The organism is Ethanoligenens sp. (assembly GCF_047718355.1).
In the GTDB taxonomy this organism is placed as follows: domain Bacteria; phylum Bacillota; class Clostridia; order Oscillospirales; family Ethanoligenentaceae; genus Ethanoligenens.
Window position 1 is genome coordinate 14,857 of record NZ_JBDNLG010000007.1, and the last position, 14,270, is coordinate 29,126.

13 protein-coding genes are annotated in these 14,270 nt (G+C 51.9%); all 13 read right to left on the reverse strand.

The features are described 5' to 3' along the window. Positions 1-4: 4 nt before the first annotated feature. On the reverse strand, positions 5-427 hold the full coding sequence (locus ABF463_RS01955) for a DUF4316 domain-containing protein (protein ID WP_415531855.1): 423 nt from the start codon (positions 425-427) through the stop codon (positions 5-7). Continuing rightward, positions 420-2,582 carry a DNA topoisomerase gene (locus ABF463_RS01960; protein WP_415531856.1) on the reverse strand — a complete coding sequence of 721 codons (2,163 nt, stop codon included), beginning with the start codon at positions 2,580-2,582 and terminating at the stop codon, positions 420-422. The genes ABF463_RS01955 and ABF463_RS01960 overlap by 8 nt, the downstream gene beginning before the upstream one ends. Positions 2,583-2,597: 15 nt before the next feature. Further along, positions 2,598-3,485 (reverse strand): CD1107 family mobile element protein, encoded by an 888-nt coding sequence (locus tag ABF463_RS01965; protein WP_415531857.1) that lies wholly within the window; start codon positions 3,483-3,485, stop codon positions 2,598-2,600. Further along, entirely contained in the window at positions 3,482-3,784 is a 303-nt protein-coding gene (locus ABF463_RS01970; RefSeq protein ID WP_415531858.1) for a hypothetical protein, read from the reverse strand. The genes ABF463_RS01965 and ABF463_RS01970 overlap by 4 nt, the downstream gene beginning before the upstream one ends. A gap of 10 nt (positions 3,785-3,794) precedes the next feature. Continuing rightward, on the reverse strand, positions 3,795-6,146 hold the full coding sequence (locus tag ABF463_RS01975) for a CD1108 family mobile element protein (RefSeq protein ID WP_415531859.1): 2,352 nt from the start codon (positions 6,144-6,146) through the stop codon (positions 3,795-3,797). Beyond that, positions 6,139-8,565: a VirB4-like conjugal transfer ATPase, CD1110 family gene (locus tag ABF463_RS01980; protein WP_415531860.1), complete on the reverse strand. Its 2,427-nt coding sequence runs from the start codon at positions 8,563-8,565 to the stop codon at positions 6,139-6,141. Before ABF463_RS01980 ends, ABF463_RS01975 begins: the two co-directional genes overlap by 8 nt. Further along, entirely contained in the window at positions 8,474-8,923 is a 450-nt protein-coding gene (locus ABF463_RS01985) for a PrgI family protein (protein WP_415531861.1), read from the reverse strand. The genes ABF463_RS01980 and ABF463_RS01985 overlap by 92 nt, the downstream gene beginning before the upstream one ends. 12 nt (positions 8,924-8,935) lie before the next feature. Beyond that, positions 8,936-9,817, reverse strand: coding sequence for a VirB6/TrbL-like conjugal transfer protein, CD1112 family (locus tag ABF463_RS01990; protein ID WP_415531862.1), 882 nt, complete (start codon positions 9,815-9,817; stop codon positions 8,936-8,938). A 15-nt stretch (positions 9,818-9,832) separates the two neighbouring features. Next, positions 9,833-10,048 carry a Maff2 family mobile element protein gene (locus ABF463_RS01995; RefSeq protein WP_415531863.1) on the reverse strand — a complete coding sequence of 72 codons (216 nt, stop codon included), beginning with the start codon at positions 10,046-10,048 and terminating at the stop codon, positions 9,833-9,835. 251 nt (positions 10,049-10,299) lie between these two features. After that, entirely contained in the window at positions 10,300-12,102 is a 1,803-nt protein-coding gene (locus ABF463_RS02000) for a VirD4-like conjugal transfer protein, CD1115 family (RefSeq protein ID WP_415531864.1), read from the reverse strand. Beyond that, a complete protein-coding gene (locus ABF463_RS02005) occupies positions 12,099-12,584 on the reverse strand; it encodes a DUF3801 domain-containing protein (RefSeq protein ID WP_415531865.1) in 486 nt (161 codons plus the stop codon). Before ABF463_RS02005 ends, ABF463_RS02000 begins: the two co-directional genes overlap by 4 nt. 24 nt (positions 12,585-12,608) lie before the next feature. After that, positions 12,609-13,730 carry a hypothetical protein gene (locus ABF463_RS02010; RefSeq protein ID WP_415531866.1) on the reverse strand — a complete coding sequence of 374 codons (1,122 nt, stop codon included), beginning with the start codon at positions 13,728-13,730 and terminating at the stop codon, positions 12,609-12,611. Between the two features lie 6 nt (positions 13,731-13,736). Further along, positions 13,737-14,270 (reverse strand): helix-turn-helix domain-containing protein, encoded by a 534-nt coding sequence (locus ABF463_RS02015; RefSeq protein WP_415531867.1) that lies wholly within the window; start codon positions 14,268-14,270, stop codon positions 13,737-13,739.

A 14,270-nucleotide genomic window follows, 5' to 3' on the forward strand; every position in this document is an offset into this window, starting at 1 on the left:
TCCGTTATCGTTCCGGTTCATCATGACGGCGCCGTTTCTCCGGCGCGGGCGGTTCCTTATGAGGAATCTTCTTCTTTTCACGTTCATCCCGTTCAGGTGGAAGATTATCGATCACGCCATCAATCATGTCGTAATTCTGTTCCATAGACATTTCTACGCCGCGCAGATAATTTTCCGGCTCATCCAAGCGATGGAACGCCGTAACCGTCCCATCTACCGCCCGAACCGGCAGGTAGCAGCTACCGCCGCCCCAGTAGTTTCCATAAGCGTCTCTGGCTTCTTCCGGCAGAATTGTACCGTCAGATAAAACAAACCCCGGCAAGCCGGGGTGGTCGAGTCCGCCAATTTTATAGGGAATTCGTCGGTGCCGAACCGGAATCTCCGGGCCGGCTGTCGAGACATGTTTTCCATCGGTTCGTTTATCCATGCTGTTTTCCTTTCCTTGCGGGAAATGTCAACTCAAAATGCGGCCACAACTTCCCGTTCTTTCCCTCTTGTGATGACAGAACGACGGTGGCGCTATAGGTTTTGCCGGTACGGGCAGAAAAAAGCCCAGTCAAGTCCGCACTTCCTTTTTTCAAAAGCGCGGCCACAACCGGGCGTGTCAGTTTTTTCTTGGCGGCGGCAAAAAAGCGATCATCCTTCCAGAGCGCGAATCCACAGACCGGGGCGTCGTGATAGCCGGAGCAGCAGAACCCTTTGCTCGTCTCAAAAACCGGTTTCCCGCACCAGGGGCAATTTCCGACCGGATCGCGCTTGCCTTTTTCGACGGGAAACGGGTTGCTGCCCGACGCTTTTTTAGACGCCACCAGTTGTCGGGTCATGTCTTCAATGCCCGCCATAAACGTGGCCGAATCTCCATTTCCATGCGCAATGTCCGCCAGCTTTGCTTCCCACTCCGCCGTCAGTTTCGCAGACGTCAGAATTTCAGGCAAAACCCCCGCCAACAGCTCTCCTTTTTGCGTGGGCACCAGATAGACGGTTTTGCTGCTTTCACTGGATTTCTCCCGCTTCGCCAATTGTTTTTCCAGCAGTTTTTCAATAGTGGCTGCGCGTGTCGCGGAAGTCCCGAGTCCTTTCCGTTCCGCGTCCTGGATCTCCGCGAAGTCTTCCGCGCCGGCGGTTTCCATGGCGGCGAGCAGCGTGTCTTCCGTATACCGCTTCGGGGGAGAAGTAAAGCCCTTATGCAGGGCGGCTTGGATGGGGCGCAGCAGCTGCCGTTCCGTCAGCGCAGGCAGCGCCGTCACTTTCTCATCCTTAGGCTTATCCCGTATGGTGGCAAGGTGGGCTTTTTCAACAGCTTTCCAACCGACATCCGTCACGACGCGCCCTTTCGCGTGAAAATCCCGCTTCGCACAAATCAGGGTCACGGTGGTTTCCGCGTAGCGGTGCGGTGTGCACACGGCGCAGAAAAGGCGCGCGGCCACCATGTTTAGTACATTCCGTTCGCCCGTGGGCAATGCGGTCAAGTCCGTTTTTGCCGCCTCCATTGTGGGGAGAAGGGCATGATGGTCACTGACTTTACTGTCATTGACCACTTGCGCCGGATGCACGGTCAAGTCCAGCCCGGCCGCGAACGGAAGGGCAGGCGCAAGCGCCTGAATCAGCGCGGGGACCTCCGCGCCCGCAGCCTGCGTCAAATACCGGCTGTCCGTTCGGGGATAGGTTCCCAGCTTCTTTTCATATAAAGACTGCATGTAGTCCAGCGTCTGGTTGGCCGTATATCCATATAACCGGTTGGCGTCGCGCTGCAAGGCCGTCAAATCATACAGCTTTGGAGGTCTGGACAATTTGTCCTCCCGGCGCACGGTTTGGACGAGCGCCTCCCCCTGATTTCCACAAGCCTGTTCCAGCGCACGGGCGTCTTTTAAAGAAGAGATCCGGTCGCTGGAAGCCGAAAACCCGCAGCAGTTCAGGTCAACCGTGTAAAAGGTTTCCTTTACAAAGCCGGAAATTTCCTGTTCCCGCCGCACTAAAAAGCACATCGTAGGGGACATGACGCGGCCGACGCTCAGCGCGCGTTCATACAGCACGGAGAAATAACGGGAACCGTTCATGCCGACCAGCCAGTCCGCGTGTTCCCGGCACAACGCGGCGGCATACAGATCATCGTAAGCGCTTCCATCTTTCAGTTGCGCAAAACCTTCCGCGATTGCCTGCTCCTCCATGGAGGAAATCCAGAGGCGCCTAAAGGGTTTTTTGCATCCGCAATACTCATAGACGAGTCGGAAGATGAGCTCGCCTTCTCTCCCTGCGTCTGTCGCGCAGATCAGGCTTTCGACCTCATCATCCGCCATCAGACGGGCGAGCAATTTGAAGCGTTTGGCTTTACCGTCATCCGGCGGCTGCACGTACATCCACTCATCAGGAATGATCGGGAGCGCGTCCAACGTCCACTTGGAAGAGCTGGAGCAGGCCGGATCATAAGCATCCGGCGCGGCGAGCGCCAACAGGTGCCCATTGCACCACGACACCAGATATCCATTGCCGGAAAAATACCCGTTTTCCTGCTTTGACGCGCCGATCACGCCCGCGATGGACTCCGCCACGCTTCTTTTTTCGGTGATCACCAGAACAGACATTGTTTTCACCTCCTGTTATTCGTTGAAATCTTCTTCGTCATACCGGTCTGAACGCTCCGCTTCCGTTCTTTTCGCGTCCTGCTTTTTCTGGTTCAGATTCTGCAAAAGAGACGGCGGCGTATCCGCGTCCTCATCGGTGTCGTCCGAATTGCCTTCCTCCTCATTGGGCTGTTCCCCCGCGTCATCGTGGGAAACAGGTTCGCGAGTGGACGACTTGCGAGAATATTCTTTGTCTTCGTCACCGGCCGGTTTCCTCCTACCGGATCTCGTGGAAGCATTGTCTTCCTCATCGGGGTCCTCCAAATCATCGTCGTCCATATCCATCCCATCCGGCGTAATTTTTTTGCCGTGTTTGGGTTTATAGATTTTGAAGTAGTAACCGCCGCCGATGCCCAGCGCCGCAATAACCAGAACGAAAAGCAGCGAATGGCCGGAAAGCGAGTTGCTCACTTTCTGCGCGTTTGTTTCTTTTACCGCAGAGGTCGATCCAGACGACGTGCCCGACGGTGCGGACGAGACGGTACCAGTGCCCGATGTGGACGACGTGCCACCGCCAAGTCCACCCAAAAAGCCCGATCCGGAAGAAGTCGTGCCGCCGCCGATGATACTGTTTTTGCTGGACGCGCCAGCAATCATGGAGCGTAGGGTGTCCTCAGTGACGGGCGTTAGAAGATACACGTTCTGGCCGGTTGTGTTGCTTTTGTCCACGACAAGATAGAGCACAGAGCCATCTGCGGTTTTGATTGTTTCGAACTCACACTGTGAGGCGTCCACCGTTGCGTTTCCAATGACGGTGCCCGTGCCGCTGACCGGTATGGTATCGGCTGATGCGGATAAAGCGCAAACGGCGGCCACGCCGAATGCAGCCGCCGTGGAGATTAAAAGTTTTCGGATTTTCATCATTTTGCTGTTTCCTCCTGTTTGGGCGTTTCTTCATTCTGCCGGGGAGTTTGATCCGGTTTGCGCACTTCCGATGTACCGGGACGCGCCTTTTCCAGTCCATCCGGTCCAAGCGTCTGCAACAATTTTGCAAACTCTTCGGGCTGCATATTCCACTCATGCGCGGCTGCCCGCGCGGCCGCCGCGCAGGCCTCGTCTTCCATTCCTTTGCGCGTGGCCGTGTATTTTTCAAGACGTTCCTGTTCTTTTGCCAGCCTTTCTTTGGATTTGGCAATCTTTTTATCAATTTCCGCGAAAGTCAAAAGACCACTCCTAACTGTTTTTGTAATACCGCAGGACATGCGGGACGTAATACGGGTCTCCATATGAGGACCAGCCCATTTTGACCGCCTCTATCTGCGAAAACGCGAGCGCGTTCGCCATCGAATACCCGCCGTTACTTTTGGCCCAGGAAATGAAGCCGGAGCCAAAATTGTAGCCCTGTAAGGCCAGCTCAATATCGGGCATATCCCCCGGCGAAGTAACGCCGGCGAGCTGCAAGTTCTGATGCAGCTCTTGAATACCGCACTGGATGGAATATGTGGGATTGGTAATACCGTTCGGGCATTTTGGGTATTGCGTATTAAACGGTCCCTCGGCCGCTTGCATCGGATCGCCGCCCTGCCCGCCGCTTTCCTGTTGCATGACCGCCAAAATGAGATTCACATAAGCGCTCATGCCGTATTGCGCGGCTACCTGCGTCACGGTTCCGGTATAGGTGCCCACACTTCCACCGATGGGATTGCCGCCTACTGCGATGGAGCCGGAGGTTGTGCTGGCGTCCTCCCCGATGTCCACGAAGACGTAGGGGTCTAACGCCTCTCCACCGCGAAAAAACTGGACGGTAAACCCGGCGCCGGTCGTCGCGACCGGGGTATTGGACGCGACGGTCTGCCCCTGCGTCGCCTTAATAGACGCACAACCGGTATAGATGGCCACAAGGCCATCCGTACCGGATATTTGCACCGTGCCTCCAGACGCCTGTGTAACGGTGCCCGCCACAGAAGCAGTCACCTGTGTGCCAACCGGGACGTCCAGCACCGCGGCATTGGTCGCGGACAGACTGGTAATATACATGGACCACCCGAACGAAAAGGGATTGCTGAAATACTGTCGGTTTCCCTTGGCCTGCATGAGCGCGGCGTATTCATCGGCCAGTCCATCCTGCGCAAGCAGAATCGCCAGCATGGAGGTAAAGTCCTGTGCATTTAGGGTAACGGTGAGAATCGTGTAAGGCTGTTGCGTACTGGTTGATTGCCCGGTTGAAGGATCGGTGGTGGTCACGGTTCGCATCTGCGTTTGCGCGGTTAAGTGCAGTTGGTACTGCATATTGAACAAATCATCCAGATGAGGTTTTACTGAATCAAAAGAAAAATCCCCATATACAGCCGTCAGGTAAGCGATCAGCTGTAAAGGGACATGTCCGATTGTGCCAATGGCGTAATCGTATTCGTTATACCCAGGGTGGGTGCTTTGAATATTTGCAATTTGTGTGCGTAAATCAGCCTCCCTCTGGCTGTAGTACCGGTCAGCCTGGTCAATGTCCGCGTCCGACGCAGCAAACGTAATGCTCTGCACCCCGCCCGCCGCGCCGGTAATACCGGCAAACACAGGCAACATGGTTACTGAAATAAGTAAAAACAAAAGGAGGACGACGGCCATCACAGCCCCGACAATCGCCATGGATTTTTTGGTGGGAATCAGTGCTTGCAAGATGCGTTTAAACACTTTGGACGCGCTGCCGGTTAAAACTTTTTCCGACTGCCGCCGTCGCATTTGGCGTACCATGCGTCTGGCCGCCTCTTTCGCGGCTAAAGCAGCGGTGTTTTTGATGGTCCGTTCTGCCTCGACAGAAGCCTCCTGCACAGGGCCGTCTTTATTGGCCCCGTGCACCGCAGCCGCAGCCGCGGCTGCGACATTGCGAAATGTGTGCGCGGGTGTATCGCGCCTGGAACGAGAAACGGGTGAACGCTGTTTTTTTCCTACTTTAGAAGAAAACGGCGCGCCGCCCGACTCCTTTTTTGTGTTTCCCCGCGCTTCCCCTTTGGAGGGGATATATCGGAGAAGCTTGTTGACGGATAGGGCGGGCGGCGCTTTTGCCGGACCCGTTTCCCAATTCGAAGATTTGTGTGTAAATGCCGGCGTCTCTTCGTTGTTTGGTTGCACGGCTAAATTTTTCTTTTCAGCATCGTTCCATTTGTGCGTTCGGCTGTACATGCCTTCCTGTGAGAAGTTGGCACGGGCACCGGACGTACGCGGAGAGGGCGGCTGCGCGGGGTTCGGACGGGATGAATTTTGATTTGGGGGGCTGGAACGATAGGGATTGTATGCGTTGGATTTGTACGGGTTAATCGTATCGGTGGGCTTTAACGGGGCAGGAGTGCGGGATGGGCGCTGATTCTGCGGCGGCGCGCCGGACGCCTGATCACTTTTCTGCGTCTGTTGCGCTGTGCTGGACGGACGGGTTCTGCGCCATATGCTTCCGCCCTCGGCGACTTTCGGGGGCGAATGCCCGTATACAGGCATTCTGCCGTGTTCTTCGAGACGCGGAGAAGACGGCGTTTGGTTTTTCGAAAGGAATTGTTCGCGGTTTGGATTACGGCGCGGAAAATGTTGCTTATCCATGCTTTGCGCCCACTTCCGGACGGTTCTGTAATTTTTCATTGGGCTTGGTGTCCATCAGTCTGTACAATTCCGTGTCTTCGGGGAATTGATCGACAAATGGAATAATGGTGTTGCCGTAAAACATCAGCCCAGTACCAGGCTCCACCTGTGTGGCATAATGCATTTGTTGGTCGGAGATGCCCAAGTGTCTGGCCAGCACTTCGCCGTCCGCTTTTGACTGGTTGAGCATAAGAATAAAATCCGAGTTATCAAAAATGCTTTCGATGGCCGGCGACAGCAGCAGTTCCTTAACATTCTGTGTGATGCCCGTCGGGATACCGAACCATTTCCGCAATCGGCGGAAAAACTCCACCGAATACGCCGCCGTCTGTTCCTCACGGAGCATCAGGTGAAATTCATCTTCGTAAAACCAGGTGGCTTTATGCGACGCGCGGTTACAACTGATCCGGTTCCACGCTTGGTCCTGCAAGATTAACATGGCGATTTTGCGCAGCTGATGGCCAAGCCGTTTCAGGTCAAAGCAGACCAGACGGTTCTGCAAATCGACGTTTGTCCGGTGGTTGAACACGTTGAAAGAGCCACTCACATAGATTTCGAGCGCCTTGGCGATGTTGAGCGCGTCCGGATTGTTTTTGCCGAATTCGAGCAGCAGGTTCTGGATATCCTCCAAAATAGGCATGTTTTCCGGACGGGGATCGTTAAAATACCCCTGATAGGCCAGTCGGACGCAACGATCCACAATGGATTTTTCACCGTATTGCAAACCGTCTTTACCGCCGACAATCAGCTCGCAAAGCGACAGGATAAATTCGGACTTTGCCGAAACAGGGTCGTCATCGTCCCCGTAGTTCTCGTTCAGATCAAGCGGATTGATATAGTTTTTGCTGGACACAGACATCTCAATGACCTGCCCGCCGAGCCGGTTGACCAGCAGGCCATATTCGTTTTCAGGGTCCACAATGATGATGTCATCGTCGGTTTCGAAAAAGACCTCCACCATTTCCCGCTTTGCCGTAAAACTCTTGCCCGAGCCTGGCGTCCCAAGAATCAGGCCGTTTGGGTTTTTTAGGCGTTTCCGATTGACGCGGATCATTTTTTGCGACATCGGATTGAGTCCGTAGTACATGGCCTGCTCCAGCTGAAACAGTTCTTTGGAAGAAAACGGGGCCATAATCGCCGCGGCGGCGGTGTTGAACGCACGATGGATTTCCACCTGGTTGACGCCAAGCGGCAGGCTGCTCATAAGTCCCTGTTCCTGTTCGTAATCCAGCGGCAGCAGCTCGCTGTTGTATTTGCGCGCGACGCCCGCCGTCTGTTCCATGTACTGCCGCAGTTTTTTCAGATTCGGCGCGGTGTGCATGGCAAGGATCGTGACGGTGGACAGCCGTTCATCCCGGTAATTCAAAACATCCAAAAGCTGTTTGGTGGAATCGCCGTACATCTCCAGATCCGGCGGTAGGACGTCCATGCTATAGCCGTTCTGGAAGGATTTCTTTTGTTCGTCGATTGTCATTTTGGCAACGTCCGAAACGGCCTGCTTGACTTTTTTAACAGCCCGGTCATGGTCTATGGGCTGAAAATGCATGGTAAATGTGATGGGAATCTCCATGTTGAGCAGGTCCGGAAGAAATTCGTCGGACATTTCACTGGCGTTGATAATCATATGGGAAACCGCACCCCATGTGTTTCCCATGCGGAATACGTCTTTGTAGCTAAAATCAAACGACGTGGGTGCAATAAAGTTTTTGGGGGTCAGCCCCGTTTGGGCAACGTCCGCCCAACGGAATTTCATTTTCTTGTGGCTGTATGGATGAAAAGCCGTATACAGGGCGTTCAGCCGGTCGTACCCATTGAGGGACCGGGAAAGCACGCCCATGCTTTTAAAATTGCCGATGATGTCCATCTCTTTGCGTTCCAGCACCCGTCGGGCGTCGGCCGGACTATCCGCTTCCGCGCCGAAGGTCAAGTACCGGCGCTGTATGATGGCGTTGTTGCCTTTGGAGAGCTGGTCGTGGAGCATGTCGGTGAATTCTTTGCGCAAGTCGTCCAATTCATCGCCTTCGGGCGCAAGGCCGATAGCCCTGCCGATATCGTCCGGATTTCCAAAATAACAGCTGCATGTCAGCTGCCATGGGGTATTGCTGCCAAAATAGCTGTGAAACTTGCGCCACAATTCAAAAACCCGGTCCTGTTCTTCGCTCTGTGCCAGCTGATAGTTGATATCTTCGAACACAAGCGTCTTTGTGTAGTACCGTTTGCCCACATAGCACAGGCCACTTTTGGATATGGCCGCAAACGGAATGCTGGACAGAACATGCTTCGGTATATTATCCATTCGACCGGCTCGTTCTGCCGGTCCCTGCGGTTTCCCGATGATGAAGTTGAGTCCCTTTTGAAGCTGCTCGTTGAATCCTGGCAAGATGCCTCGCCTCTCTTTCCTTGTGGATTTGCTTTTGCAGAGAATCATAAATGTTTTCGGAGTGATAGGTGCGGATTTGCGGGCGAATGCATTTTGCCCGCAGCAGAATGGCTATTTTTTTCTCAAGCGTTCGGCCTGTCTTTTTGTTTTTGTAAAGTGCAAGCGCGCCAAAAGGCAGGACAATCGCAAACATCAGGTAAATGGCCGCATTGTATCCGATTGTGGCGTGGGAGTACCAGAAAGCGGTAAACCCGATGACGCCGCCAGCGCCAAAAAAGGCGATCTGCCTGCCGGTCAGGTTTTTGATGAGTTTGGTTTCAATTTTGCTGATGTCTTTGTATATGGTCACAAAACGCACGGTTCACACCCCCTAATGCGCGTTAAAGATGGATTTGGAGAGCGCCCCGGTCTTAAAGAGCGCGAAGCAAAGCAGCAGTGCATACCCCATTGCCTGCCATATGCCCTCTGTTACGCCTCCCGCCGTGGAGAAGGTCATCGTTTGGATTAAAATGGCGTAAATTCCCACGCAAACCATCATGAAAAATCCCTGAAAGCCGAGGGCAAACAGGGATTTCAGATAATTCTTCCCGATGTCGCCCCATTCATGGTTGGTGAGGGTTGCCATTGGGATCGGGCCGATAGAACAATACATGTAGATTTCTATCATGCGTCCGTAGATTAAAACGGTAATAATAAGATTGAGAACAATATTGCCAAGCCTCGCAAGCTGGATTTCAATCAGCACACCAAGCAGCTGTCCGCAGTTTAGGCTTTGCAGCTGCGTGTCCAGACTGTCCAGCGCAAATTGCAGATTGGCGGACGAATTGATAACGCCAGCGCTCTGTTGAACCACATATTGTGCCAACTGGAACACCGCAATCACGATGTCAAACGTGTGGGAAACCAAATAAACGGCTACGGCTGTTTTAAAGATCCACTTAAACAACATCCATCCGTCAACGTTATGCATGTTGTTCTTTTCGGTGAGCAGTGCAATTAGCTCATAACAGGCGACATACGCCAATATGATGCCCGCCACCGGTGTGATGACGCTCTGTGACAGGTTTTGCACCATGGAAAAAACGCTCGCGTTCCAGCCTTGCGGCGTTTGCCCCACTCCTTGGGCAATACCCTGCACCGTTGTGTTGAGACTACTAAAAATACTTGCCAGACTGCCTTCGATTGCGTTGATCAGAAATCCTTTCAGCCAGTTGTTTAGCCAATCTGTCAACGGGCTGAGCAAAAATCCCATAACTTATCTCCTCGCTCACTGAAACAGATTTGCCAGAAGAGGAATCAGCTTAAGGCCGACAAAAATGATACCGCCGCCTGCCATAGCCTGCTTAACTCCCTGGCTTTTGGCGCCTGGGTTATCGTTCCCGTAGCCGTCCATAAGGTTGATAATACCCCACCCGGCGAAACCCGCGCCAATAGCCATTACGATGGTTGCAAGCGTTGAAATACCTTGTGTAAAGAAATCCATGATTTAATCCTCCATGTCGTATGCAAAAAACGGTATATGACAAAGCCTCCCGGCTCTGGCTGGCAGCAAAAGAGCGCCTCTATACAGCAAAAGGGCTTCGGTCGTGCAGCAGCACATCCGAAGCCCTTAACCATATCTAAAGCATGACTAAAATATGCGCAAATAGTGTTCATTGATAAGATTCCAGCAAATAAAAACGACAAGCCCGGCGATAAAACAAACCAACGCCCATACAGATTGCATCGCACTTCTTATCCCGCATCTTGGTCAGCGTACTGGTCCAGATACCCGTAGTCAAACTCGATATATTGTTCGCTTGCGCGAATCGTAAGCCGGTTGTTCAAATACCGTTCCACGCGGAAGGTGTTGGCCGGATCAGCGTCGGAAAGGTATCTGTAATACGGGTGCTGCTCAATATCAAACTTTTTAGACTTGAACGGGCGAATGCCCCGCAGGCGAAGAATACACTCATCGCCTTCCATCCGTGCAATTTCATCTATGGACGCCAGTTCACGGCCGGTTTTGTTGTAATTAAACCCATAACTGCGCTGGGAACCGCGTGAATCGCTGTTGGTATACAGATCGATGGTCTCTTTTCCGAGCGCCTCGGACATGTTTTTAAGCGTGTCATGCCCTTGACCGCCCAAGAATAGCTGGCTGTCGCAGTTATCCACAATGGTGTCCATTTTGTCTTTGTATATGCCTTTTAACTGGCTTTGCGACTGCAAAATAGGGCAGGCGGACATGTTTCGGCTGCGGATCGATGCGATAATCCGATCAAAGTTCGGAATTTTGCCGGTGTTTGCGAACTCATCCAGAATAAACCTGACATGGGTAGGCAAGCGGCCGCCATATTCTTTATCCGCCTTTTCTTCCAATAAGTTGAAAAGCTGTGTATACATCAAGGCCGCAAGAAAATTAAACGTGTCTTCACCGTCGCTTAACACGATAAACAGTACAGTTTTTTGACCTTTATCTCCAAGAGTGTCCAGTTCCAGCTCATCGTAAGCGGTCAGATCACGGACTTCCTCAATGTCAAACGGAGCAAGTCTTGCGCCGCAGGAAATTAAAATGCTTTTTGCGGTCTTGCCCGCCGCCAATTTGTATTTTTTATATTGGCGCACGGCAAAATGTCGAGAATTGTTTTCCTCCAGCTCTTGAAACAACAGATCCACCGCGTTTTGGAACCCGTCGTCGTCCTCTCGCACTTCCATGGCGTCGATCATTTCAATAAGGGTGGACATATTTTGTTCTTCTTCCGGCGCCTCAAAGTGGATGTAAGCGATTAGGGCGCAGTAAAGCAGGCGTTCGGCGTCCTCCCAAAACTGGTCGCCGCCGGTCTTGTCCTCTTTTTTGGTATTGGCGATGAGCGCCGTTACCAGCTTGAGGATATCTTTTTCACTGTGCAGATAGCTAAACGGGTTGTAGTGCATGGAACGGGCAAAATCTACAAGGTTAAAAACTTTGATGCGGTATTTCATCCGCTGCATCAGATAGCCGCATTCATTTAAAACCGTGCCTTTTGGATCGGCAACCACATAGGAGCTGTGCCCCTGCATGAGATTGGGCTTCACAAAATAGCGCGTCTTACCGGTACCGGAGCCGCCCACAACCATGACGTTGTAATTGCGGTTGTACTTCCAGTGCCGGGCTTTTCCCATGCCCAGCCGTTCCGTCTGCGTGAGGATGATATTTTTGCGGAATACCGGGTCGATAAACGGCTCAATGTCTGTTTCCGTACCCCACCCGGCGTCCCCGTACTCTTTTCCTTTGCGGAATTTTTTCTTGTCAAGGTTATGGGCTTTGACTGCAAAGAAAACAGCCAACGTACCGACAATCGCAAGCAGCAGGTCATTGGGATTAAAACTGAAAAATGCTTCATTGAGCAGGAAAGGAGGAGCACTTAGCAGAGTAGCCAGCTTTGCAATAAACCCATTGCCGTTCGCCAGCCGGTAAGATTGTCCAAGCCAGTCAAGCAGCCAAAAAACAAACAGGTACGGCAGCCAATGAACAACGTTCTTTTTGACATATTTTTTCAACTTCACAACATTCATCTGGTTTTCTCCTGCGTTTTGTTACGCACCTTTGCGGGATTGGCGCTTTTAACAAACTGTTTTAGCTTCTTGAGTTTTTCCAACAACGACGGCCGATCTTTGTTTTTGCCTTTTTTTTTCAGCAAACGGCTTGCAAGCTCCTTTTGAACCTGTTGCAGCACCTCAACGTTTTTTGACTCGCACCACAGCGTCCATTTCGGAGGAGTTTGCGTGATGTCCTTGCGCAAAGAATAGCGCAAGCCGTGTTTGCGGCAGATCTTATCCAGAATGGCGGTATCCTCGGTGTGGATCTCCTGACCGGTCACACCGCTGCCAAGGCGCACCAGATCTTTATACTCCATTTTTCCACTGGTCGCTTTATCTTTCAGCATTTGCTTGTGCGCTCGGATGAGCAGCCCAAACAGCTTGAGCAGTCCACGCCCGCCAAGTTTAAGTGCACGGACGGAAACCGCCACGGTACGTTCTTGTACATGTTCTTGCATCGTATTTACCTCCCGCCGGTTGGTTTAAAATCGAATGGGGAACAAGGCACGCAAAAGAGGGTTTAATACGCGGATATCCCTGCGTGAAAAGATTCTACGGGACATAAGTGTTGATCTTTCCGCTGCATTTCTCAGGACACGCAATACAAGCAGCTCTACATCCTCGGCTTCATCCGGGAAATGCTCTTTGATGGCGCTCGTTGTTTCTGTTGTGAGCAGATTAGAAAGTACATTGAGTGCTTCCAAATCGGTGCGGGGCATCTTTTCCGGATGGACACAATGCGCTCTGTGGATCAGGTCAATAGCCGTCTGCGCGGAACGGACAATCCGATCTTCCGTTACAAACGGAGACAAGTGCTCCTTTGCATGACGCCGGTCATCTTCCGTTGGCGGGTCATCTGATAACCAGTCTTTTTCCTCATCGCATGAATCATCGTCTTCCTGGTATTCATCTGGGATACCGTCGTCCCAGTCTTCCTCATCGTCGTCCGCTGTATCGCAGGATATAGGATAATATTCGCTCGCACCCGCGCCAAAAGCCGGAAAAAGTTCAAAAGACCGAAGCAGGGAAACACACGCTTTCCATACGCCCTCTCGGGCAGTGTGGAGACTGTCTTTAAACTGGTGATAATAGAAAACAGTGAGATCGTCCGGGGCAGATTTTGCCAACTCTTGAAACAGCAGGTCGGCAGCGCCGTCTTCCTCATCGCAAATTTCTTTGAGCAGTTTAAGAATCATTTCGAGATTTTGTTCTTCCAGCGTTCCTTGATAATACACATAGCCCACCAGCGCATGGTAAAGGTGGCCGCAGACAACATTCCAATATGAATTATACTCATCGGCGCGCCACGCGGTCATCCTCACCAGTGCAAATACAAACGCGTCAATATCTTTCTGCCGATGGATTAGAGAAAACGGATTGCTCTGCATGGGCTGATCGGTCAGCATGTGTAAAAACGGGGTGGCCGCATCGAAAAGATCGCAAGGCTCGCTTCGGAAGGTTTCCTCTTCCCGAGGATTGAGTTTTTGACCTTTACCTGCATTGACAGGCTGGCGCGCGTTTATGCGGGCTTTGATAGGCATGGTATGAAGTTTCTCCGTTTCGGGCGCATTCTTTTGAACTTGTTGCAATTTTTTGTTTGCCATTTTGTGTTACTCCTTGTCTGTTTTGGAATGAGGAAAGATAAGCAAGTGAACCAGCATCTCGGCCGCCTGCGCGAGAGGCACTTCTATTAAAAAAAGGCGTCGGATTTCTCCGCGCCTTGAAATGTTTTTATCACCTGTGTACCATTGTTGATACTCTTCGTCTGGAATCTGTCTGTATATACGGATATTTTGAGCATCCTGCTCTATTTCATAAACCATGTTGCCTATGGGAACCTCCATGGCATCATTGGAATGTTGATTTGTCAAAAGGTTTAGCGGGATTTCCAAAGCATCGGAAATTGCCGCCAGAACAGATAAAGAGGGCACAATTTCACCTTTTTCATACTTTTGAACAATGCGGAGGCCTTTTCCGATTTTTTGTGCAAGAGCTGTTTGTGTGTATCCAACTTGCTTTCGGCGATATTGGATTTCCTGTCCCAAATATTTGGCGATATCTTTTGTAGGATTAGGATTGTTTCTGCCCATTTCTGTCATGTCAACGGCTAATATTCTTTGTCCGCGTAAAGTTTGTTTCATCAT

What these genes read in the sequence shown, in the direction of transcription:
- ABF463_RS01955 (WP_415531855.1), bottom strand. Translation starts at nt 427, where the DNA reads ATGGATAAACGAACCGATGGAAAACATGTCTCGACAGCCGGCCCGGAG.
- ABF463_RS01960 (WP_415531856.1), bottom strand. Translation starts at nt 2,582, where the DNA reads ATGTCTGTTCTGGTGATCACCGAAAAAAGAAGCGTGGCGGAGTCCATC.
- ABF463_RS01965 (WP_415531857.1), bottom strand. Translation starts at nt 3,485, where the DNA reads ATGATGAAAATCCGAAAACTTTTAATCTCCACGGCGGCTGCATTCGGC.
- ABF463_RS01975 (WP_415531859.1), bottom strand. Translation starts at nt 6,146, where the DNA reads ATGGATAAGCAACATTTTCCGCGCCGTAATCCAAACCGCGAACAATTC.
- ABF463_RS01990 (WP_415531862.1), bottom strand. Translation starts at nt 9,817, where the DNA reads ATGGGATTTTTGCTCAGCCCGTTGACAGATTGGCTAAACAACTGGCTG.
- ABF463_RS01995 (WP_415531863.1), bottom strand. Translation starts at nt 10,048, where the DNA reads ATGGATTTCTTTACACAAGGTATTTCAACGCTTGCAACCATCGTAATG.
- ABF463_RS02000 (WP_415531864.1), bottom strand. Translation starts at nt 12,102, where the DNA reads ATGAATGTTGTGAAGTTGAAAAAATATGTCAAAAAGAACGTTGTTCAT.
- ABF463_RS02005 (WP_415531865.1), bottom strand. Translation starts at nt 12,584, where the DNA reads ATGCAAGAACATGTACAAGAACGTACCGTGGCGGTTTCCGTCCGTGCA.
- ABF463_RS02010 (WP_415531866.1), bottom strand. Translation starts at nt 13,730, where the DNA reads ATGGCAAACAAAAAATTGCAACAAGTTCAAAAGAATGCGCCCGAAACG.
- ABF463_RS02015 (WP_415531867.1), bottom strand. Translation starts at nt 14,270, where the DNA reads ATGATGAAACAAACTTTACGCGGACAAAGAATATTAGCCGTTGACATG.